23 protein-coding genes are annotated in these 21,078 nt (G+C 37.4%); all 23 read left to right on the forward strand.

Going from position 1 to position 21,078, the window contains the following annotated elements; genetic code table 11:
• The first annotated feature begins 8 nt into the window (after positions 1-8).
• The 23 genes from ACHABW_RS09560 to ACHABW_RS09670 all read left to right on the forward strand — a co-directional run bounded on the left by ACHABW_RS09560 (position 9) and on the right by ACHABW_RS09670 (position 20,975).
• Positions 9-923, forward strand: coding sequence for a CoA transferase subunit A (locus tag ACHABW_RS09560; protein ID WP_435755091.1), 915 nt, complete (start codon positions 9-11; stop codon positions 921-923).
• A gap of 18 nt (positions 924-941) precedes the next feature.
• On the forward strand, positions 942-1,715 hold the full coding sequence (locus ACHABW_RS09565; protein ID WP_435755092.1) for a CoA-transferase subunit beta: 774 nt from the start codon (positions 942-944) through the stop codon (positions 1,713-1,715).
• A gap of 1 nt (position 1,716) precedes the next feature.
• Positions 1,717-2,166, forward strand: coding sequence for an acyl-CoA thioesterase (locus ACHABW_RS09570; RefSeq protein WP_435755093.1), 450 nt, complete (start codon positions 1,717-1,719; stop codon positions 2,164-2,166).
• Between the two features lie 78 nt (positions 2,167-2,244).
• Complete coding sequence (locus tag ACHABW_RS09575) at positions 2,245-3,123, forward strand: PaaX family transcriptional regulator (RefSeq protein WP_435755094.1); 879 nt, start codon at positions 2,245-2,247, stop codon at positions 3,121-3,123.
• A 67-nt stretch (positions 3,124-3,190) separates the two neighbouring features.
• Positions 3,191-3,967, forward strand: a complete 777-nt coding sequence (locus ACHABW_RS09580) for an enoyl-CoA hydratase-related protein (protein WP_435755095.1) — start codon at positions 3,191-3,193, stop codon at positions 3,965-3,967.
• 1 nt (position 3,968) lies between these two features.
• Positions 3,969-4,952: an NAD(P)H-dependent flavin oxidoreductase gene (locus tag ACHABW_RS09585; protein ID WP_435755096.1), complete on the forward strand. Its 984-nt coding sequence runs from the start codon at positions 3,969-3,971 to the stop codon at positions 4,950-4,952.
• A gap of 23 nt (positions 4,953-4,975) precedes the next feature.
• On the forward strand, positions 4,976-5,746 hold the full coding sequence (locus ACHABW_RS09590) for an enoyl-CoA hydratase/isomerase family protein (RefSeq protein WP_435755097.1): 771 nt from the start codon (positions 4,976-4,978) through the stop codon (positions 5,744-5,746).
• Between the two features lie 11 nt (positions 5,747-5,757).
• Positions 5,758-6,726, forward strand: a complete 969-nt coding sequence (locus ACHABW_RS09595; RefSeq protein ID WP_435755098.1) for an MBL fold metallo-hydrolase — start codon at positions 5,758-5,760, stop codon at positions 6,724-6,726.
• 287 nt (positions 6,727-7,013) lie between these two features.
• Positions 7,014-7,904 carry a Phenylacetic acid catabolic protein gene (locus tag ACHABW_RS09600; RefSeq protein ID WP_435755150.1) on the forward strand — a complete coding sequence of 297 codons (891 nt, stop codon included), beginning with the start codon at positions 7,014-7,016 and terminating at the stop codon, positions 7,902-7,904.
• Between the two features lie 3 nt (positions 7,905-7,907).
• The gene (locus tag ACHABW_RS09605; protein WP_435755099.1) at positions 7,908-8,240 is read left to right on the forward strand and encodes a metal-sulfur cluster assembly factor; all 333 of its coding nucleotides are present in this window, start codon (positions 7,908-7,910) and stop codon (positions 8,238-8,240) included.
• Entirely contained in the window at positions 8,240-8,461 is a 222-nt protein-coding gene (locus tag ACHABW_RS09610) for a hypothetical protein (protein WP_435755151.1), read from the forward strand. Before ACHABW_RS09605 ends, ACHABW_RS09610 begins: the two co-directional genes overlap by 1 nt.
• Positions 8,462-9,103, forward strand: a complete 642-nt coding sequence (locus tag ACHABW_RS09615; RefSeq protein ID WP_435755100.1) for a Phenylacetic acid catabolic protein — start codon at positions 8,462-8,464, stop codon at positions 9,101-9,103.
• Positions 9,093-9,251: a PaaD-like zinc ribbon domain-containing protein gene (locus ACHABW_RS09620; protein ID WP_435755101.1), complete on the forward strand. Its 159-nt coding sequence runs from the start codon at positions 9,093-9,095 to the stop codon at positions 9,249-9,251. Before ACHABW_RS09615 ends, ACHABW_RS09620 begins: the two co-directional genes overlap by 11 nt.
• Before the next feature lie 20 nt (positions 9,252-9,271).
• The gene (locus tag ACHABW_RS09625) at positions 9,272-10,129 is read left to right on the forward strand and encodes a 3-hydroxyacyl-CoA dehydrogenase NAD-binding domain-containing protein (RefSeq protein ID WP_435755102.1); all 858 of its coding nucleotides are present in this window, start codon (positions 9,272-9,274) and stop codon (positions 10,127-10,129) included.
• The gene (locus ACHABW_RS09630; protein WP_435755103.1) at positions 10,122-10,871 is read left to right on the forward strand and encodes a 3-hydroxyacyl-CoA dehydrogenase family protein; all 750 of its coding nucleotides are present in this window, start codon (positions 10,122-10,124) and stop codon (positions 10,869-10,871) included. Before ACHABW_RS09625 ends, ACHABW_RS09630 begins: the two co-directional genes overlap by 8 nt.
• Positions 10,868-12,067, forward strand: a complete 1,200-nt coding sequence (locus ACHABW_RS09635) for a thiolase family protein (RefSeq protein ID WP_435755104.1) — start codon at positions 10,868-10,870, stop codon at positions 12,065-12,067. Before ACHABW_RS09630 ends, ACHABW_RS09635 begins: the two co-directional genes overlap by 4 nt.
• 38 nt (positions 12,068-12,105) lie before the next feature.
• Positions 12,106-13,566 carry an aldehyde dehydrogenase family protein gene (locus ACHABW_RS09640; protein WP_435755152.1) on the forward strand — a complete coding sequence of 487 codons (1,461 nt, stop codon included), beginning with the start codon at positions 12,106-12,108 and terminating at the stop codon, positions 13,564-13,566.
• A 55-nt stretch (positions 13,567-13,621) separates the two neighbouring features.
• A complete protein-coding gene (locus ACHABW_RS09645) occupies positions 13,622-14,416 on the forward strand; it encodes an enoyl-CoA hydratase/isomerase family protein (RefSeq protein ID WP_435755105.1) in 795 nt (264 codons plus the stop codon).
• Between the two features lie 132 nt (positions 14,417-14,548).
• Complete coding sequence (locus tag ACHABW_RS09650; protein ID WP_435755106.1) at positions 14,549-16,123, forward strand: benzoate-CoA ligase family protein; 1,575 nt, start codon at positions 14,549-14,551, stop codon at positions 16,121-16,123.
• A 69-nt stretch (positions 16,124-16,192) separates the two neighbouring features.
• Positions 16,193-17,158: a beta-ketoacyl-ACP synthase III gene (locus ACHABW_RS09655; RefSeq protein WP_435755107.1), complete on the forward strand. Its 966-nt coding sequence runs from the start codon at positions 16,193-16,195 to the stop codon at positions 17,156-17,158.
• Positions 17,159-17,192: 34 nt separating this feature from the next.
• Positions 17,193-18,395 carry a benzoate/H(+) symporter BenE family transporter gene (locus tag ACHABW_RS09660; protein WP_435755108.1) on the forward strand — a complete coding sequence of 401 codons (1,203 nt, stop codon included), beginning with the start codon at positions 17,193-17,195 and terminating at the stop codon, positions 18,393-18,395.
• A 431-nt stretch (positions 18,396-18,826) separates the two neighbouring features.
• Positions 18,827-19,729 carry an ABC transporter ATP-binding protein gene (locus ACHABW_RS09665; RefSeq protein ID WP_435755109.1) on the forward strand — a complete coding sequence of 301 codons (903 nt, stop codon included), beginning with the start codon at positions 18,827-18,829 and terminating at the stop codon, positions 19,727-19,729.
• Complete coding sequence (locus tag ACHABW_RS09670) at positions 19,722-20,975, forward strand: ABC transporter permease (RefSeq protein WP_435755110.1); 1,254 nt, start codon at positions 19,722-19,724, stop codon at positions 20,973-20,975. The genes ACHABW_RS09665 and ACHABW_RS09670 overlap by 8 nt, the downstream gene beginning before the upstream one ends.
• Positions 20,976-21,078 lie beyond the last annotated feature (103 nt).

The following is a 21,078-nucleotide window of genomic DNA, read 5'->3' on the forward strand; positions in this document are numbered from 1 at the left end:
GATGTTACATGAGAGATAAAATACAAACTCTGACAGAAGCAGTGGAAACTCATATTCACAACGGTGAGTCGGTTGTTTTAGGAGCTTGCTTAGAACCAATGATTCCTTTTGCAGTAGCTCATGAGATCATTAGACAAGAAAAAAGGAATTTATCTTTAATAGCCCCTATCTCTGACATCTTATTTGATATGTTGATCGGAGCTGGGAGTGTAAGAAAGATCACTGCTGCCTGGGCGGGAAATGTTAGTGCGGGGTTAGGTCATAATTATCGACGCTCGATTGAAAAAGAGATACCTCATAGAATTGAAATTGAAGACCATAGTAACTTCTCATTAGGTTTAGCTTTACTTGGAGGAGCAATGGGGGTACCTTACTTACCAACAAAATCCCTTTTGGGAACAGGTATTTTATCCAGTAATCCAAATTTTAAAATTCACGAGTATGAGGGAGAAAAACTTGTATATGTACATGCTCTAACCCCTGATGTTGCAGTACTTGGCGTGCAAAGAGCTGATAAAGAAGGGAATGCGCATTTATGGGGGAATATTGGTGTTGCGCAAGACGCAGCACTCGCCAGTAAGAAAGTAATTCTCTTAGCGGAGGAAATTGTTGATAAGGAAACAATTGAAAGTGATCCCAATCGGGTGTTGGTTCCCGGATTTAAAGTGACATCTGTAGTTCATTGCCCGGGCTTTTCTCACCCTTCACCAATACAAGGGCATTATGGTAGAGATCATGAATTTTTCCATGAATATCATGTGGAAACAAAAACAAGAGAAGGTTTTACGGATTGGATCAATAAATGGGTTACGAGTGTAGGGTCCCATCAAGAATATTTGGATTTAGTCGGTCAAACGAGAATGGAAAAATTAAAAGTAAAAGGTGAACATTTAGCTTCACCGGTAAATTACGCCTCCGAATAAAAGAAAGGAGTGAAAAAATTGAACTATACAACAGAAGAGTTAATGGTTGTATCAGCTGCAAGAGAGATTCAAGATCATGAGGTTGTTTTTGTAGGTATGCGTTTACCAATGTTAGCATTTGCCGTAGCTAAAAAAACACATGCTCCCAACGCAGTAGGGTTTTATGAATGTGGAATTGTACGAGATTTTCCATCTGAAACGTTACTTTACACGATGGGTGACACTCCAAATGTTCGCGGTGCTCAATGGTGTACAACGACGAATCATTTGATGTACCTCATGCAACAGGGAAATGTAGATTGCGGCTTTATTGGCGGAGCAGAAATTGATAAATATGGGAATGTCAACACTTCTTATATCGGAAACCATGAAAATCCGACAATTAAACTACCAGGTAGCGGTGGAGCTGCTGATATTGCTTCCCTTTCTAAAAGGTTACTTGTCATTATGAATCATGAAAAACGTCGGTTTAAAGAGAAAGTGGATTACATCACTTCTCCTGGATACGGGAGTGGAGGAGCTTGGCGTGAGGAACAAGGTCTTCCTCGTGGCGGAATCGGTGCATTAATTACAACTTTAGGAGTAATGAGACCAATTCCTACAAGCAAAGAATTAGAACTAATTTCTATTCATCCCAGTGTTAGTGTGGATCATGTAAAAGAAAATACAGGATGGAATGTAAAAATTTCAAGTAATTTAAAAGAAACAGGTGCCCCTTCGAAAGAAGAACTTGAAGTGATTCGTGATATTGATCCAGAAGGATTTTGGACAGGGAAAAAAGGGGTGAGTTAATTTGAGGACTAACGAGATTGAAGTGCTTGTTAACTGGGGTGATACGGATAAAGCAGGAATTGTTTATTATCCTAACTATTTTAAATGGTTTGATATTGCAGGTCATCAATTCTTTCGTAGCTGTAACTTATCACCGAGCAAATTAGAAGAAGAAAGACAGATCATCGTTCCATTATTAGATGCAAGGTGCAACTTTGAAAAACCGTTATTATATGATGATGTCATTACGATACGTAGCACGGTGGAAGAGGTTAACAATAAAACGATTAAATTAAAGCATGAAGTATTCAAAGAAGAAACTCGAACGGCGCATGGATATGAACTTAGGGGCTGGGTTAAACAAACATCAGAAGAGATTAAAGCTGAACCCATTCCAAAAGACGTTATAACTATTTTAACAGAAAACGTTCCACCAACTGATAAGAGCCCTAAGACTTGGTTTAATGCATAATTCATAACTATCCTCTATAATGAAAGGAGTCTTTCGTTATGAAAAAAATAACAATCTATAAACGGATGGTGAATTATTTTGAAACCAAGATCTTTAATGTTTACGTTATACGGGGAGTACATCCAATATTATGGAGGAGAAGTCTGGGTTGGTAGTTTAATTCAGTTAATGAATAAATTTGGGGTTTCTGAATCTTCCTCAAGGGGAGCTATTTTTCGCATGGTTCAGAAAAATTTATTGCAAGTAAGAAAAATAAGAAATAAAAGCTATTATTCTTTAACTGAACTAGGAAAGCGAAGAATTGAGGATGGGATCAAGAGGGTTTATACGACTCAAAGCCAAACGTGGGATGGGATGTGGCGAATCCTTACATATTCGTTTCCAGAGGAAAAGCGAGAGCTCCGCAATGTCATACGCAAAGAATTAAACTGGACCGGATTTGGTGCCATTTCTAATAGTACGTGGGTGAGTCCCAATCCATTAGAAGAACAAGTACTAGAGATGGTCAATACGTATAAAATTGAAGATCATGTTTTTTTGTTTAGTTCGTCTTCCATCGTCTCTCATGATAATGAAAGCATTATTAACAAAGGATGGAATCTACAAGTTATTTCAAATGAATACGATATTTTTATTGCGGAATTCACTCGGAAATTTGAAGAGTTACGTGAAAAAGCTATGGATAACACGCTAACAGATACTGAATGTTTTATTGAAAGAACAACGCTCGTCCATCAATACAGGAAATTCCTATTTCAAGACCCAGGTTTTCCGCGTGATTTACTACCAACTCAGTGGTCTGGGGCAAAAGCAAGAGAATTATTTTGGAATATACATCAACTAATATCAATTCCTGCGGTTAGATACTTTGAATCACTTTACGAGCCTGCTCCTGATCAAGAAATAGAAGCCAAGCGAGATAAGGCCATTAACCCTTTTAGAGAACTTTATATGTAACAATCCTTAGTTACACTTAGGGTACCTACTACTAGTTTTTAAAATTTCAAGTAAATTGAGGGATACCATGAAAAAAGTTTTATTAGAAATAAGCAATCATTTAGCGTATGTCACAATCAATCGACCTGACAAATTAAATAGCTTTGATTTTGAAACACTGGTAGACCTTGAAAATATCGTAGAAGAAATAAAGTTAGATAAAGAAGTGAGAGCGGTGATTTTTACTGGTGCTGGCACCAAAGCATTCAGTGCGGGGGCTGATTTAAAAGAAAGACGTACGTTAAGTGAAAAAGAAGTACGGAGAAATGTAAATAAAATTCGTGATGTATTTACGATGATTGAAGATCTACCACAACCGACGATTGCAGCAATTAACGGATATGCACTAGGTGGCGGATTCGAACTTGCTCTTGTCTGTGATTTCCGGTATGCAGTTAAAAAAGCGACTATGGGCTTAACTGAAGTAAGTTGGGCAATTATTCCTGGTGCAGGAGGTACTCAGAGATTAAGCCGTTTAGTCGGAACTTCGCGGGCGAAAGAGCTTATCTTAACAGCACGAAAAATAAACGCGGAGCAAGCTTATAGTTTTGGGATATTGAATAAAGTGGTGGATGATTACGAGTTAAAAAGCAGTTCGGTAGCACTCGCTGAAGAGATCATGAAAAATGGACCATTAGCAGTCACCCAAGCAAAGTATGCAATTAATTATGGTAGTAATGTTGACGTGAAAACGGGACTTGCGATTGAAGCAAAGGCGTACGAAGTGATTATTCCTACAGAAGACCGTGTTGAAGCATTAGAAGCTTTTAGTGAAAAACGTCCAGCTAAATTTAGGGGTGTTTAAAATGGACGTTCTTCTAAAAAGAAATCGCGTTACGAAGCTTCTCGATATACGTTATCCAATTATTGAAGGAGGAATGGCACAAATTGGCGATGGGAATTTAGCTGCTGCTATTTCAAATGAAGGAGGGCTTGGCCAAATAGCTATTTCTGGGTTGAGCCCAAAGCAGCTTCGGCAAGAAATAGAATTAGCTGTTTCAAAAACACCTTTCCCTATTGGGGTTAACATTCCAATTAGTGGTCATTTTTCATACAATGAATACTTTGATGTGATAAAAGAAAATAAAGGTCAAATATCTGCTGTTAGTTTATCTTCTGGAGATCCACGTTCATATATTCCTTTTTTCAAAGAATTAGGAATGAAGGTGATGGTTGTTGTAGGTACTGTTAAGCATGCTAAAAATGCTGAAATAGCAGGAGCAGACCTGGTTATTTGTGAAGGCTTTGAAGCAGGGGGACGTAATAGCCCGTATGAGTTGACATTATTTTGTTTAATTCCGCAAATTAGTAAAGCTGTTTCTATACCAGTTGTAGCGGCAGGGGGAATTTCTAGTGGCTCTGGAATGCTAGCTGCTCTTGTATTAGGGGCAGATGGCGTTCAAATTGGTACTCGTTTTATTGCGACCAAAGAATGCTCCGCTCACGAGAGTTACAAGCAGTTGCTAGTTAACTCGAAGGACTCAGACACGATTATTATGGAGCGAAGCATAGGTGGGGTAAATCGTGTTGTTAGAAGTAACTATGTTGATCATGTTTTACAATTAGAAAAGAGAGCGCTTACTTTTGAAGAACTCTTCCCGTTCATTAACGGTTATAAGAATAAACTAGGTGCAAAACTAGGTAATTTAGAAGAGGGTTGGGTTCATGCAGGTCAATCTGTAGGTTTAATTGATTCGATTGTAAGTGTAGAGAATTTATTTATACAACTTATGAATGAGTTGAAGCAATCTTATCAATCTCTTTCTCAGAATGTAGAACAATTAATTTAAGAAATTCTAAGGGGTGATTTTCTATGAAAAATTATGAAGCGATTGACTTTCAAATTGAGAATAAAGTTGCTTGGTTAACATTAAAAAGAGAGCCGGTAAATGTGTTAAATATTGAAATGATGACAGAGATTGTAGATGCATTAGAACATCTTATTGCAAAAGAGGAGACTCATGCCCTAGTTATCAAAGCAGATGGAAAGGCTTTCTCAGCAGGCGTAGAGATTGAAGATCATATTGGAGAGAAAGCTGAACCGATGATTCATGTTTTCCATAAAATCTTTCATCTATTAGCGAAAGTACCATGTCCGACAATTTCCGTTGTAGAAGGTGCTGCAATTGGAGGTGGCTGTGAAATTGCTAGTTTTTGTGATATTTCAGTTGCAACAGAAAAGGCGAAGTTTGGCCAACCTGAGATAAATTTAGGATTATTCCCACCCGTATCTGTCGCTATATTCCCTTTGTTAATGGGGTTAAATAAAACAATGGAATTATTGCTTACAGGAAAAACGATATCAGCTGCAAAAGCGAAGGAATATGGCCTAATTAATGAGGTGGTCACTGAAGGTGAGCTAGAATACTACTTAGAGGGTTTGCTAGGTTCATTCAGGTCAAAAAGTAGAGTCGCGCTCGATATTACGAGAAAAGCGATCCGTGAATCGCTGGCAACTACGTTTGCCCAAACAATTGGTAAAGTAGAACAAATCTACATGAATGATTTGATGAAAACTAACGATGCACAAGAAGGTCTACATTCTTTCCTTGATAAGCGTAAGCCAGAATGGAAGCACTCATAGGAGGGGTCATAATGAATATTGAACAGATTGAAAATAGAGGTTATCGCATTGGGATTCCAGTACCTTTCCCTATGAAATATGTTTACTGTTATCTATTTGAGCAAAATAATAACTATGTATTAATCGACGTTGGCTTTAATTATCAGGCGGCGAGAGAAGCGTGGGAAGAAGTATTCGATCATCTAGGTATCTCTCCGAGTAAAATCAAGACGATATATTTAACGCATTTTCATCCAGATCATTCTGGGCTTTGTGGTTGGATGCAGCAACTCACTGGTGCCCAGGTTTCAATGCATGAAATTGATATGAACATGATGCAGCGAGTATGGGGAGAAAATAGTTCGCACACAGTCAATATGAAAAAAATGATACTGGATTATGGTGTCCCAGAACAATTAAGTGAAAAGATTATAGAACATATGGAAAATATAACAAACCATGTACTACCATTACCGACTATTTCTCCAATAGGAGAACAAGTTGAATTTGGAGAGAAAATATGGAAGGTTATTCATACTCCTGGACATAGTGCTGGTCATATTTGTTTTTATCAAGAAGATGAACAGATTCTTATTTCCGGAGACCACATACTTGATAAAATAACTCCTAATATAAGTGTGTGGCCAGGATCTAGCCAAGAACCTTTACACGAATATATAGACTCACTCTTAAAGATAAAAAAGCTCCCTGTAAAAAAAGTGTATTCAGCACATGGTGAATTAATAGATAACTTAAATTTGCGTATTGATGAGCTTATTTCGCACCACAAGGAACGATTAATTCAAATGGAAGAGCTTGCGAACTCCAAAACCGCATTTGAAATTGCAGAATTAGTTTTTACTCATAAAGAGTTATCACCGCACCAATGGCGTTTTGCAATCGCAGAGACACTAGCACATTTAAATTATCTAGAGCAAGAAAATAGAATTAGTCGATCAGAATCTGGACAGATTATCTATACAAAGAACGTCACTGTATAATTTAAAAAACGATGAACTTCTACTCGAAGTTCATCGTTTTTTTATAAGAAAATAGGAAAGATGAAAATAATTTTTTATCTAAAGGGTGTGCTTAAGTAAAGGTTATTTATTATGTTTTTGTATTTGTTCGTCAAAAAAACGTTTGTAGACACTTGACAGATAATTTAAAATATTTTATATTACTTAATATAGACGATCATTCAAAAAACATAATAATATAAAACGAGGTGTTATTAGTGAGCGTAAATCAAGCTGAAGTTTTACAAGAGAAAGTTAAAAAAGGTTTTATGGTTGAGCGTACAGAGGATATGAACGATGAGTACTTAAAGGCACTAAAGCAAACATTAATGATTGTAGGAGATACGGAATTATTGAGTGTGCCACCTCTTTTAACGGTTTACGAGCAAGCGCCAAATTTGAATTATAAGATTACAGCTTTAGCTGTTATGCAAGATGAGATTGGTCACGCACACATTGCTTACCGCTTACTAGAAGATCTAGGAGAGAATGTCGAAGAACTTCTTTATGATCGGGATCCAAACCGTTGGAAAAACCCATACGCTTTTGATTTTAAGTTAAATAACTGGGTTGAATTAGGAGTATTCAATGGATTGTTTGATCGTGCTGGGTACACGTTACTTGGAGATGCTCACAAACATACATCATATGGACCTTGGAAACGTGCTCTAGTAAAAGTAGATAAAGAGGAACTGTTTCATCTGAGAAATGGAGAAATTATTATGAAAGCCGGAATGAAAAAGCCTGAAACAGCAAAACAAGTGCAAGAAGCTGTAGATTGGATGTTCTTGATGGCACTTGAATTTTTCGGCGTAGCAGATAATCTCAAAAGTCGATCTGCACAATTAGATTATAGATTAAAAGGTAGTACAAATGATGAGCTAAGACAAAAGTGGTTATCGACTGCAGTTCCTTTCTGCGAATCAATCGGGATTAATGTTCCAGCTCATTATGATGAAAACCAAGAAACGTATGTATTGGATGTACCCTTTCCTTGTAAATTTGATCTTGAAAATAGAAAGTGGTTGTACGATGAGCCTGAGACTTGGGATGGTGTAATTCAACGATTTAAAAAGCGTGGTCCAGAAAATGTTGCATTTGTTGAGAGAATTCAAAAGGGAGCGAAAGAGTTAGAATCTATGAGAGTAGAGGGGGCTTAATCGATGAGTGAAGTAATCATGAAAGAAGTACCAACGGAAAAGTATTGGGATGCATTAAAAGAAGTAATGGACCCAGAATTTCCGATTAGTGTTGTTGATATGGGATTAATCTATGAGATTACTAAAAATAATAATAGCTTGGAAGTGCGAATGACATACACGTCAACTGGATGTGCGTGTATGCAGTGGATTGAAAGCGACATTAAAGAGAGATTGCTAAAGGAAGATGAAATCTATGATGTTGATATCAACGTTGTCTGGGACCCGCCATGGACAGTTGACAATCTAACTGAGGAAGGTAAAAAAATATTAAAAAGTGTGGGGGTAAGCTCGTGATGGATAAACCAGTTGAATATCATCTTTTCACTCGTATTAAAAGAGGAGATGATCTAATCCAAATTGGCTCGTTTAAAGCCGTTAGTGATGATTTAGCAAAAGTTTATGCTCAACACATTTATGATGAGGAAGATTGGGTTGAAATGCAAGTGGTACGGAAAGATGCATTTATTAACGTGCGTAGTCCGGAACCATTATTTACTAAGGAAGGGGTGAATTGAATGTCTACCAATAAAAACATCTCCTTAGTTGAACTGGCTGAAACGATTGCTGATAACAAATATATATTAGGTGACAGGTTAGTGGAGATTGGAATCAGTGGACCAACTCTTGAATCAACACTTTCATCGGTCGCCATGGCTCAACAGGAACTAGGGCATTCTAGATTAATTTATAGATGGGCTTATGATTTAAAAGGATTAAATGGTAGTAAAGTCGAAATAAAGGATCAGACGGGTAAAGCGTTTACAACAAATGTTGACATTACTAACTGGATTGAACTGATTGCGGGTCTATATACAACTAATGTTGCAATTGACTTAGTAATGCGTGCAATTATTGATGCAAAGAACGAAGAAGTAAACCCGCCATTTAGTAAAATGTTAAAAGAACAACAGGAGCACCTTATTTACTCAGAGACTTGGTGTAATCAGCTTTTGAATGATAAAGGGTCTATTCCAAAAAAATTCAGATATGCACTGGAGAATGCCACTAATGAAACAATAGAGTGGTTAAATAAAGTAGAAAAAGACGATCTATTAACCTCTGAAAAAATGATTGCTGAAAATACAAATCTGGTGTCAGATTATAAGAAACAAGTGAATGAGCTACTAACTGATGGAGCCGTCACCAATGTCGGATAAAAAAGTAGAGTGTTCATTCTGTTCATCAGAGGAAGTCGAAAAAATCTCTTCATTCGGTACAGCACAGTTAGTTAGACAATATTATTGTAATCATTGCCACAGTGTCTTCGAATATATTCGTTGGCAGGAGGAGCAACCTACTGAATAAATGAAAGGTGTCGAATGCTCATGGATCATATTAAAAAAGTGGGAGTAATCGGTTCTGGTACGATGGGGGCAGGCATTACCCAGTTAATGGTTCAGAACGGTTGTGCTACGGTTTTGTTCGATATCGACAAAGAAACAGTAGATAAAGCAAAAGAAAGCATAGGGTCAAGGTTGGAACGGCTAGTTGAGAAGAAAAAAATTAGCACTGAAGAAATGATTCTTGCAAAAGAACTATTGCAAACAACAACCGACATGAATATGTTTAAAGATTGTCAGTTAGTGATTGAAGCTGCACCCGAAAAAATCGAAATAAAACGTTCCATCTTTCAACAGTTAGAAAAAATTTGTGCAAAAGATACAGTCTTAACGACAAATACGTCCTCACTATCTATTACAGAAATTTCTGGGCAGATTGAAAACCCAAGGAGAGTTGCAGGGTACCACTTCTTTAATCCTGCACCAATTATGCCTTTGGTTGAAGTTGTACAGGGGCTGCAAACAGCACCGGAAACGATTGAAGTACTTGTTCAGTTTGCAGAAGGATTGAACAAAAAGCCTGTCGTTTGTAAAGACACTCCAGGGTTTATTGTGAATCGTGTTGCTCGTCCTTTTTATAACGAAGCGTTACGAATCATGAATGATCAGGTTGCAAGTGTGGAACAAGTTGATCGGATTATGAAAAGCGCAGGTAATTTTAAGATGGGACCGTTTGAACTTCAAGATTTAATTGGAATTGATGTTAATTTTGCCACTACCCAATCAGTACATGCCAGTTTTTATGGTGAAAGCCGGTTTAGACCTCATTATTACCAAGAACGCATGGTTCAGTCAGGTAGCTTAGGTAGGAAAACGAAAGGAGGATTCTATAATTATGACTAGTAAATCCATAATCATTGTAGGTGAAAATTTACTAGCCAAAGAACTTCTCTCAGGTTTCCTTAAAAATGAGAATACTGAAGTCTTCTACAATGAGTTTTCTGAAAGTCATATTGATGTTGTTATTGAAACTACCAATCTTAATTTAGAGCAAAAGAGAAAAAATCTCCAAGAAATCGAATCATTAGTATCTTCAAATACTTTAATTTTAACTACGACATTGCAAGTAACCGCAACAGAAGCAGCATCATGGTTAATTCATCCTGAAAGGCTAATAGGCTTTGGGACTTTCTCAAATTTTAATAAAGGGAAATTGGTTGAAATTGCTTCACCTTTTCAAGCGGAACCTAAATTTTTACAAGTTGCCAAAGAAACGTTTCAGGTACTGAAATTAGAAAACGAAGTTGTAGGAGACGAAGTAGGTTTGGTCTTCCCAAGAATTCTATCTTTAATTGTTAATGAGGCAGCTTTCGCGTTAACGGAGGGAACGGCTGATGTAGAGGCGATTGATACAGCAATGAAACAAGGGACAAATTATCCTTTAGGTCCATTGGAGTGGGCCGAAGAAATTGGATTAGAAGATATTTATGCAGTTTTACAAGGATTGCATAGGCAATTTGGTGAAGAACGCTATAGACCAGCACCTCTTATTAAAAAACTCGTACAAGCAGGATGGGTTGGTGGAGAAACAGATCGGTGTTTCTATCACTACCAAAACCGTAAAACGAAGGAGTTTTCAATATGAGGGAAGCGGTCATTATTGATGCTGTTCGTACACCGATCGGAAAAGTAAATGGAGCGTTAACAAACGTTCGGCCAGATGATTTAGCAGCCCATGTCATGAAACAGTTATTAGCGCGAGTAAATATTGAGAAGTCACTTATAGAGGATGTCTACTTCGGTTGCGCGAACCAAGGAGGCGAGGACAATCGAAATGTCGCAAGAATGGGATTGCTTCTTGCTGGCATTCCGGAAGTGGTTCCTGGTGTTACAGTTAATAGATTATGTGGATCTGGGTTAGATGCTATTAATCAAGCCGCCGCTGGCATTAAGGCCGAATTAGGAGATGTATTTCTTGCGGGTGGAACAGAAAGTATGACCCGAGCGCCATACGTCATGATGAAACCACAATTATCAAATCCACGTGGGAACCAAACGTTACACGACACGACTATCGGCTGGCGTCTTGTTAACCCGAGGCTAGCAGAGATATATCCGCCGATCAGTCTTGGAGAGACAGCTGAAAATGTTGCAAATAAGTACGGTGTTTCAAGGGAAGAGCAAGATGAATTAGCCTTGCAAAGTCAAGAAAAGGCAACAACGGCTATTGAAAGTGGGAAATTCAAGGATGAAATTGTACCCGTTGAAATTCCTCAAAAAAAGGGAAACTCACTAACCTTTGATACAGATGAACATGTAAGACCGGGGGCTAGTATGGAAGCGCTCTCGAAACTTAAACCCGTTTTTCGAGAAGGAGGGACAGTCACGGCAGGAAATTCTTCGGGCATTAATGATGGTGCTAGCGCAGTACTCATTATGGAGAAAGAGTTGGCTGATAAACTTAACTTAAAACCAATTGCTCGAATTGTTACATCTGCTGTAAGTGGCGTTGATCCATCTTATATGGGGATAGGGCCAGTTCCGGCAACTCAAAAAGCACTTCAAAGAGCCGGGCTATCGGTCGATGATCTTGGTTTAATTGAAATCAATGAGGCTTTCGCAGCACAATCGGTTGCATGTATTAATGAACTCGGTCTAAATATGGATAAAGTTAACGTGAATGGAGGAGCGATCGCATTAGGTCATCCATTAGGATGCAGCGGTTCAAGAATTTTAACGACGCTTGTCCATGAGATGCAAAAGCGTGATGTAAGGTATGGGCTGGCAACAATGTGTATCGGTGTAGGTCAAGGAATTTCGACTATTATTGAGAAAGTCTAAGGAGTGAATTATACGTGATAAAAGATACTTATCAATTAATGATTAATGGTGATTATTCAAACAGTAGTAATAATGAATTTTTCGAAACACATAATCCTGCTACCGGTGAATTGTTAGCCAAGGTAGCTAAAGCAACTAAAGAAGATGTCAATCGTGCGGTTGAAGCCGCTAGAGCAGCATTTGAAACCGGGAAGTGGGCAAAGACTGCTCATACTAAGCGGGCTAGAATATTGAATAAAATTGCAGCAATTATGAGAGATCGATTTGATGAGTTAGTTGAAGTAGAAGTGTTGGATACAGGTAAAACTGTAGCGGCAGCGCAAGGTCAAATTAATCAAGCGATTGAAGACTTTGAGTTTTATGCTGGAACGATTGCTACTTTTGGTGGTGATACGAATCCAATGCCAAATAAATTTTTCAACTATACATTAAAAGAACCAGTTGGAGTATGTGCACAAATCATACCTTGGAATTATCCTTTAATGATGGCTGCATGGAAGGTGGCGCCTGCCTTAGCTGCTGGATGTACTGTGATATTAAAGCCAGCATCTAATACTCCACTTACAGCGTATATACTTGCAGATATATGTCTGGACGCTGGTGTTCCGCCAGGAGTTGTAAACGTTATCACAGGTAGTGGAGCGAAAATTGGGCCTTACTTAACAGAACACGCAGGCGTTGATAAAGTTGCATTCACAGGTGAAACGGAAACAGGAAAAGACATTATGGCGCGAGCATCTCAAACGTTAAAACGTTTGACACTTGAATTAGGTGGAAAATCGCCGAATCTAGTTTTTGATGATTGTGATATTGAAGGTGCGGTAGTCGGTTCTCTCTATGGAATCTTCTATAACACAGGACAATCTTGTGAAGCCCGTTCAAGACTTTTTGTCCATGAAAATATATACGATGAGTTTTTAGAAAAGTTTATAGAAAAGGCGAAAAAATTAAAGGTGGGAGACCCTTTCAATAAAGAAACACATATGGGGGCTTTAATCTCTAAAGATCACGAAAAAGTTGTTGATAGCTATGTAAAGCTTGCCGTTGAAGAAGGTGGAGAAATCCTATATGGGGGAAAACGTCCAGAGGATCTGGGTCAAGAGTTTGAAAATGGCCATTGGTACATGCCTACGATAATCGGTAATGTCACGAATGACATGAAAATAGCTCAAGAAGAAGTTTTTGGTCCAGTAGTTGTTGTTATGAAGTTTAGTGATGAAAAAGAGGTTCTTAAGCAAGCGAATGATTCTATCTTTGGTCTTGGGTCTGCCATTTGGACAAAGGATTTTGGAAAAGCACATCGTGTTGCTGCGGGACTCCGCGCAGGAGTTGTAATGATTAACAACCCGATTTCAGCATTCCCAGGTACTCCGTTTGGCGGCTACAAGCAATCTGGCTTCGGTAGAGAGTTAAGTGCTGAGACGTTAGATTTATACACGGAAACTAAGAGTGTCGTTTCTTACATTGGTGAGCGTCCAATAAATCTATTTGGTATCTAAAAAAGATAACTAAATCAATAAAAAATAAAAATAGAAAAAACAGGAGGAATTTATAATGACAGTTGAAACAGAAACAAAAAACCTTACGGTAAAGAAAGCAAATGGAATTGCGGAAGTACACATTCATGTGAACAAAACAAACTCCTATGATCTGGACTATTACAGAGAGTTAAATGCAGCAATTGATGATATTCGTTTCGATACGGAGATAAAAGTAGCGATTTTAATGAGTGATATGCCGAAATTTTTCTCAGCTGGTGCAAACATTAATTTCCTTAAAGCAGCAGAGCCACGCTTTAAAACGCAGTTTTGCCTATTCTGTAATGAAACCCTTGATAAAATTGCTCGATCTCCGCAAATCTGGATTGCTTGTTTAGAAGGGCATACAGTGGGCGGTGGACTCGAAATGGCCCTTGCATGTGACTTGCGTTTCATGGGAGATGCAGCGGGTAAGATTGGTCTTCCAGAAATTACACTTGGTGTATTAGCAGGTACTGGTGGAACACAACGTCTATTGCGTCAAGTTGGACATTCGAAAGCACTTGATTTGAATCTAACGGGAGATACGCTTTCGCCACAGGAAGCATTGGAAATTAAATTAGTTGATCGTGTTTTCCTACAAGAGGAAATGAGAGAAAAGACATTCGAATATGCTGAAAAGGTGGTTAAAAGTGCAACGTATGCAGCACAAAACATTAAACTATCCATTATGAATGGAAAAGAAATGCCATTAAATGCAGCGATTCGTTACGAAGGGGAACTGCAAAATCTATTGTTCCGTTCAGAGGATGCGCAAGAAGGGCTTCAATCTTTCATTGAAAAGCGTCCAGCGAATTGGTCTGGAAAGTAAAACTACCATAAATATAGTTTATGAAACTTTAAAATTAATCTATCAAAAGGTAAAGCAAAGTCTTTACCTTTTGACTGTTTAAGTATTTTTCTGACAGTCTCTTGTCATTCAATTTTCAATGGGGGGAAATAAATGATTGAATCAGAAATGGAATTAAGAGGAATAAAAGATCAGTATAATGCAACTAATCGATTTATCGAAGAAAACGTAGATAATGGAAAAGGCCATAAAGTAGCTATTATTTGTGGAGATGAACAGTTAACTTACCAAGGCCTTCTTAATAGGGTGAACCAATGCGGTAATGCTCTAAAAGAATTAGGTGTAGAAAATGAGAATAGAATCCTATTGTTAACCTATGACTCTCCAGAGTTTGTCACTGTCTTTTTTGGTGCAATGAAAATTGGTGCTATCCCTATTCCAGTGAATACGATGTTACAGCCCTTTGATTATGAATACCTCTTAAATAATAGTCGAGCGAAAGTGCTCGTAATACATGAAGATTTTTGGGATAAAATTAAAGAGAATAGGGAGCGTTATATTTATTTAAAGAAAGTTATATTGATCTCTGATAAAGCTTCAGATAGAAGAGAAGTGATCGACTTTACAGAATTAATTGATAGCGCTCCCAAATATTTAGAGACTTACCATAGTTCATCTGAAGATATGGCCTTTTGGCTATATAGTTCTGGAAGTACAGGTGAACCCAAAGGCGTTATCCACCTTCAAAAAGGTATGGAAGCTAGTTTCGACAACTATGCTAAAAAAGTATTGCAGATTAACGAAAATGACATTACTTTCTCAGCATCAAAGCTTTTCTTTGCCTATGGATTAGGGAACGGGATGTATTTTCCTTTAGGTGCAGGAGGAACAACGGTTCTATTAAAGGATAGACCTACTCCAGACAAAGTATTTGAACAATTAGTGGAGTCCAAAGCTACAATTTTTTTTGGAGTTCCTACTCTTTATGGAGCAATGATAAACTATGTTGAGAAAACTGGTACAATTCCAGATCTATCTTCTGTAAGAATTTGTGTGTCTGCTGGTGAACCACTTCCAGCAAGTTTTATTAAAAAATGGCAAGAAATTTTTGGACTGGATATCATAGATGGTATTGGTTCCACAGAAGCCTTACACATATTCTTATCTAATCGTGTTGGCGACATTAAAGCAGGCAGTACAGGGAAGATTGTACCTGGATATGAGGCAAGAATACTTAATGATCAATCGATTGAGGTAGAATCTAATGAAACTGGTGATTTAGTTATTAAAGGAGAAAGTGTAACTAGTGGTTATTGGTGTAATATAGTGGAAAATCAACGTAGGTTCTACGGGGAATGGATGCACACTGGAGATAAGTATTATAAGGATGAGGATGGATATTTTTGGTACGCCGGACGATCGGATGATATGTTAAAGGTTGGAGGCATTTGGGTGTCTCCTATTGAAATTGAATCTGTGTTATTTCAACATGAGAAAGTTTTAGAGGTTGCTGTTATAGGAAAGAAAACGGAAAATAATCTTGTCTATCCAATAGCATATATTTCATTAAGAGAAGGTGTGACGCCTTCGGAACACCTAAGTGATGAATTAAAACTGTATGTAAAAAGTCACCTAGCTCCTTATAAATACCCAAGAGAAATTGAGTTTATGGATGAGTTACCGAAAACCGCAACAGGTAAAGTCCAACGTTTTAAATTGCGATTATAATAGTTTTAAAAATAGCCAGTCTAACTGGCTATTTTTATTATAGTTATTTTACATAAGGAGGAAGGAAACTTGGGTAAAGCTATTGTAAATGGGGTTGGTTCTTATGTACCATCAACGGTCATAACAAATAATGATTTAGAAAAGCTAATGGATACTTCACATGAATGGATATCCACTCGAACAGGCATACATGAAAGAAGAGTCATTGGTTCAACAGAGAATACATCCGATTTAGCTTATAAAGCAAGTCTTTTAGCATTAGAGGATTCAGGCTTAACCCCTGAGGATATTGATTTGATTGTAGTTGCGACTGAGACTCCAGACCACATGTTTCCACCTGTTGCAACAAGACTTCAAACATTATTAGGGTGTAGAACAATCGGTGCTTATGATGTACATAGCACATGTGTGGGATTTATTTCAGCACTTCAAATAGCTGAGCTATATATAAATACTGATAAGGTTAATCATGTATTAGTAGTTGGGGCAGACGCTCTATCTAAAATTGTTGATTATACAGAGCGTTCAACTGCTATTTTGTTTGCAGATGGTGCAGGTGCTTTTGTGGTATCAAATATCATGGACAGTAAAAGTGAAGGGATTATAGATTCTACGATTCACTCCGATGGACAATATTACAAAGACTTATACGTTATTGGAGACCCGAATGGCAGTGATAATAGCAAACCGAAAATCAAAATGAATGGAAATAAAATATTTAAGTTAGCCGTAAATTCAATGTCAACAAGTGTAAAGGGACTCCTTAAGAAAAATAAGCTTCATTACGACGAGATTGATTGGTTAATTCCACATCAGGCTAATCAAAGAATTATTGATGCTATAGCAAGAAATTTAGAATTTCCTTCTAAAAAGGTTATTAGTAATATTAAATATTATGGAAATAACTCAGCAGCGACAATTCCTTTAGCATTTGCGGTTGCAAGAAGAGAAGGAAAGATTAAAAAAGGGGATCGAATCGTGTTAACAGCTTTTGGAGGAGGACTAATTTGGGGATCTTTGATTTTTCAATATTAATAAAAGATTATACCCTTAATTGAGGGGGAGGAACATGAAAAACGTCATCCTTACTTCGGAGAGTTTCTTCTCAAACTGGACTATTCAAGGTGTTGTGAACGGATTTATTGCTTGGCTTTTTGGTGTAACAGGACCATTATTAATTGTTCTTAATTCAGCCGAAATAGGCGGATTAAGTGATTCAATTACAACGTCATGGATATTTGCCATTTATATTGTTGGAGGTTTTTCTACAATTGGGTTGTCGATGTACTATAAACAACCGATAGCAGTGGCATTCACGATACCTGGGGCAGTCTTAGTTGGAACGACATTAGTAAACCATTCTTTTACAGATGTTTTAGGAGCTTACGTTTTTACTAGTCTACTGTTACTCGTAATTGCTGTCACTAAATCTACTAGCGTATTTATGAGCCTAATCCCTTTACCTATAATGATGGGGATGGTATCAGGTGTATTATTACCATTTGGGTTAAACATCTTTATGTCCGTTTTGGAACTGCCACTAATTAATGGTGCCACTCTTCTTGTTTTTCTGTTGCTTACATTGTATAAACGTATTGGTGCTTTTATTCCTCCCATTTTAGGAGCAATTGTAATTGGGTTTGTTTTACTATGTTTAGAACAGCCAATTTCTTTTAACTCTAATTCATTCGAGATGACGGTACCCGGAATATTTTTACCTACATTTAACCTCAGTACCATTAGTGAATTGACGATTCCACTATTAGTGACGGTTATCGCTATTCAAAATGCCCAAGGAATTGCGATATTAGATAGTCTTGGTTACAAAGCACCCATAAATGCGCTAACAACATGGTCAGGAATTGGTTCTTTAGTAAATAGTTTTTTCGGAGCACACTCAGCATGTATTGCAGGACCAATGACCGGAATAATAGCAGATAAAACTTCTGGTATAAAACAATATCGATATAAGTCGGCTGTGTTTATGGGGGTTCTTTGGATTCTATTTGGACTTTTTGCAGGTTTCGTTATTGAGGTGATTCGTGGAATCCCTATTTCTTTAATACAACTATTGGCAGGTTTGGCATTGTTAATGGTTTTAAAAAACTGTCTTGTTGCTAGCTTTGCTTCTAAGTTTCAAATGGGTGCTCTTTTTACGTTTATGATAACCTTATCTGACTTTACGCTGTTAAATATAGGTTCACCCTTTTGGGGGATGGTGTTTGGCATCAGTTTATCCTTTATTTTTGAAAAAAATGATTTTCGAAAATAAATATAGTTATAAAAAGAGCTAAATCTACTGAATACTAGAATTAGAAAAGTAAAAGGTTTGGAATTATTTGATTGTAGTAGTATATTTATATCGAAACCTTACTTACAAAAGTGGGGTTTTTTGTTATTTTTAAATGAGTAAAAATTTTTTAGACTGAATAGAGTGATAATGTTAAGAGATACAAAGGAAGTCTAAACTCTATACGGAAAATGAGGGGTAGATAGTAATTTCAAAGCAAGAAATAAAATTTTTAGAAAATGGATCTTACCAAAATATGAAACCTGACAAGAGTTCTAGACGTAATAGAGAAGACTATCAATATGATACATTAATAGGCCTCAAATGAGAAATGAGTGAAGATGGATGAACAACTTCGCTTTTTGAAGGCTTTACAGTTGCTATTTGTACGATAAAGAGGGAGTGGAGACAGTATGACGTTGGTGATAGAAAATGTGAAAAAAAGATTTGGCGACCAGATAGCAGTTGACGGTATTTCTGTTCAAGTTGAAAAAGGAGATATGTTTGGCATGCTTGGTTCGAATGGTGCAGGGAAAACAACAACATTTCGAATGATCCTTGGACTCATTGATCCTTCAGAAGGCTTGGTCACATGGGAAGGGAAACCATTATCTTACAAACGAACAAATTTAATAGGGTATTTACCAGAGGAAAGAGGGCTTTATCCGAAGCTTAGTGTGAAAGAACAAATTATTTATTTAATGAGATTAAAGGGAATGAAAAAGGCGGACATTATTAAGGATTTACGAGATTGGTTGGAACGGTTTCAAGTACCGGAGTATGAGAATAAAAAAATCGAGGAGCTTTCCAAGGGGAATCAACAAAAAATTCAATTTATTGCAGCAGTTTTACATAAGCCTGAATTACTCATATTAGATGAACCTTTTAGTGGATTAGACCCGGTAAACTCCGACATGCTTAAAAATGCAGTATTACGATTACAGGAGGAAGGAACAACCATTGTTTTTTCCAGTCATCAAATGGCTAATGTAGAAAAGTTATGTGAAGATTTAATCATGTTGAAAAAAGGAAAAGCCGTGCTTCAGGGTAATTTACGTAATATTAAAAGATCTTACAATATGAAAAGAATTCATATAAGGGCGGATTACGAGTTGGACTTTTTAAAAAATCTTGAAGGCATCCTTGATTTAGAAGTTACGAAAGACGGTGGAATTATCAAGGTGGCAAATGAAAAAGTAGCAGAAACTATCTTTAAAAGAGTTGCTGATAAAGGTTTTGTTCGAAAGTTTGAAATAGAAGAACCCTCTTTGCATGACATTTTTATTGATAAGGCAGGTGAAAACGACAATGAATAATTTTTGGACTACGGTCAGCCATACGGCAGGAAGAAGATTGAAATCAAAGACATTTATATGGTCCACAGTGATCGTCATGATATTAATCATTGGCCTTATAAATTTAAATACAATTTTAAATGGATTCTCTGATTCAGATGATAGTTTAGAGACTGTAGCTGTCATTGATGAGACAGAGGGAGAGGCATCCTTTGGAGAATTGCTTGATTCCTATGAAGAGGGGGCTTTCGAGTATATACATTATACAGACGGATCATTGGAAGACGCTGTAGAAGCTGCTGAGAATAAGGATTATGATTTTGTATTATCATTACAAGGTTCCACAACAACCCTCGAGGCTGAATTTTTAAGTGAAGGAAATGATTTTACGACGTCTCAACAAGTCAATCAAGATGTGCAACGTGTGAAAGAGGCAGTTGCAACAAATGAGCTAGATTTGAATGAAGAAGAGCTGGCATTAATTTACTCGCCAATAACCTTTAACGAACAATCGTTGACGGAAGGTGGAGATGTGCGAACGGAAGCGGAGCATATGCAGGCATACTGGTTGGTGTATGCACTTGTGTTTGCTATTTATATTATTGTGTTAACTTTAGGTACAATGATTGCAACGGAAGTAGCAACGGAGAAGTCATCCCGTGTTATGGAACTTATCGTTTCCAGCGTTAACCCAGTTACGCAAATGCTGGGGAAAATTACTGGTATTGCGTTTGTTGGTGTGGTCAATCTGGGTGGGTTGGCAATAGCTGCGTATATCGGGTTCATGATTAGTGGAGAAGAAAATTTCATACAAATGATTTTCAACGATGGTATTGAAGTTTCTTTATTACTATACGCTTTATTATTCATCTTTTTAGGATATTTTGTGTATGGAGGCGTTGCGGCTATGTTAGGTGCTCTCGTGAGCAGGGCGGAAGAAGCTAATCAGGCCATTCAGCCGCTTATTATAGTAGCGATGATGGCTTTCTTCATCTCGTTAGTTGGTCTCAACACACCTGATTCAACATTTATTCAAGTGTTATCGTATGTACCATTTTTTACGCCTCAGCTTTTGTTCCTAAGAATTGGAATGGGAACTGTACCAGTTTGGGAAATAGCAGTAATCGTAAGTATACTCGCCATTAGTGCTGTTTTAATTAATGTATTGGCAGCTCGTGTGTACAGAGGGGGCGTTTTAATGTACGGGAAATTCTCATTGAAGAATGGACTTAAACAAGCCTTAACGATTTCGAAAAAAGAAAGCTGATAATGATAACTTTTCCTCGGGAAATCACTTCCCGGGGTATTTTTTTGCTTGAAGTGGCTTCAGGGTGTAACCAATTAGAAAATCTTTCGTCTATTTAGTTAAG

Source organism: Salipaludibacillus sp. CF4.18 (assembly GCF_051262595.1).
Classification (GTDB): Bacteria; Bacillota; Bacilli; order Bacillales; family Salisediminibacteriaceae; genus Salipaludibacillus; species Salipaludibacillus neizhouensis.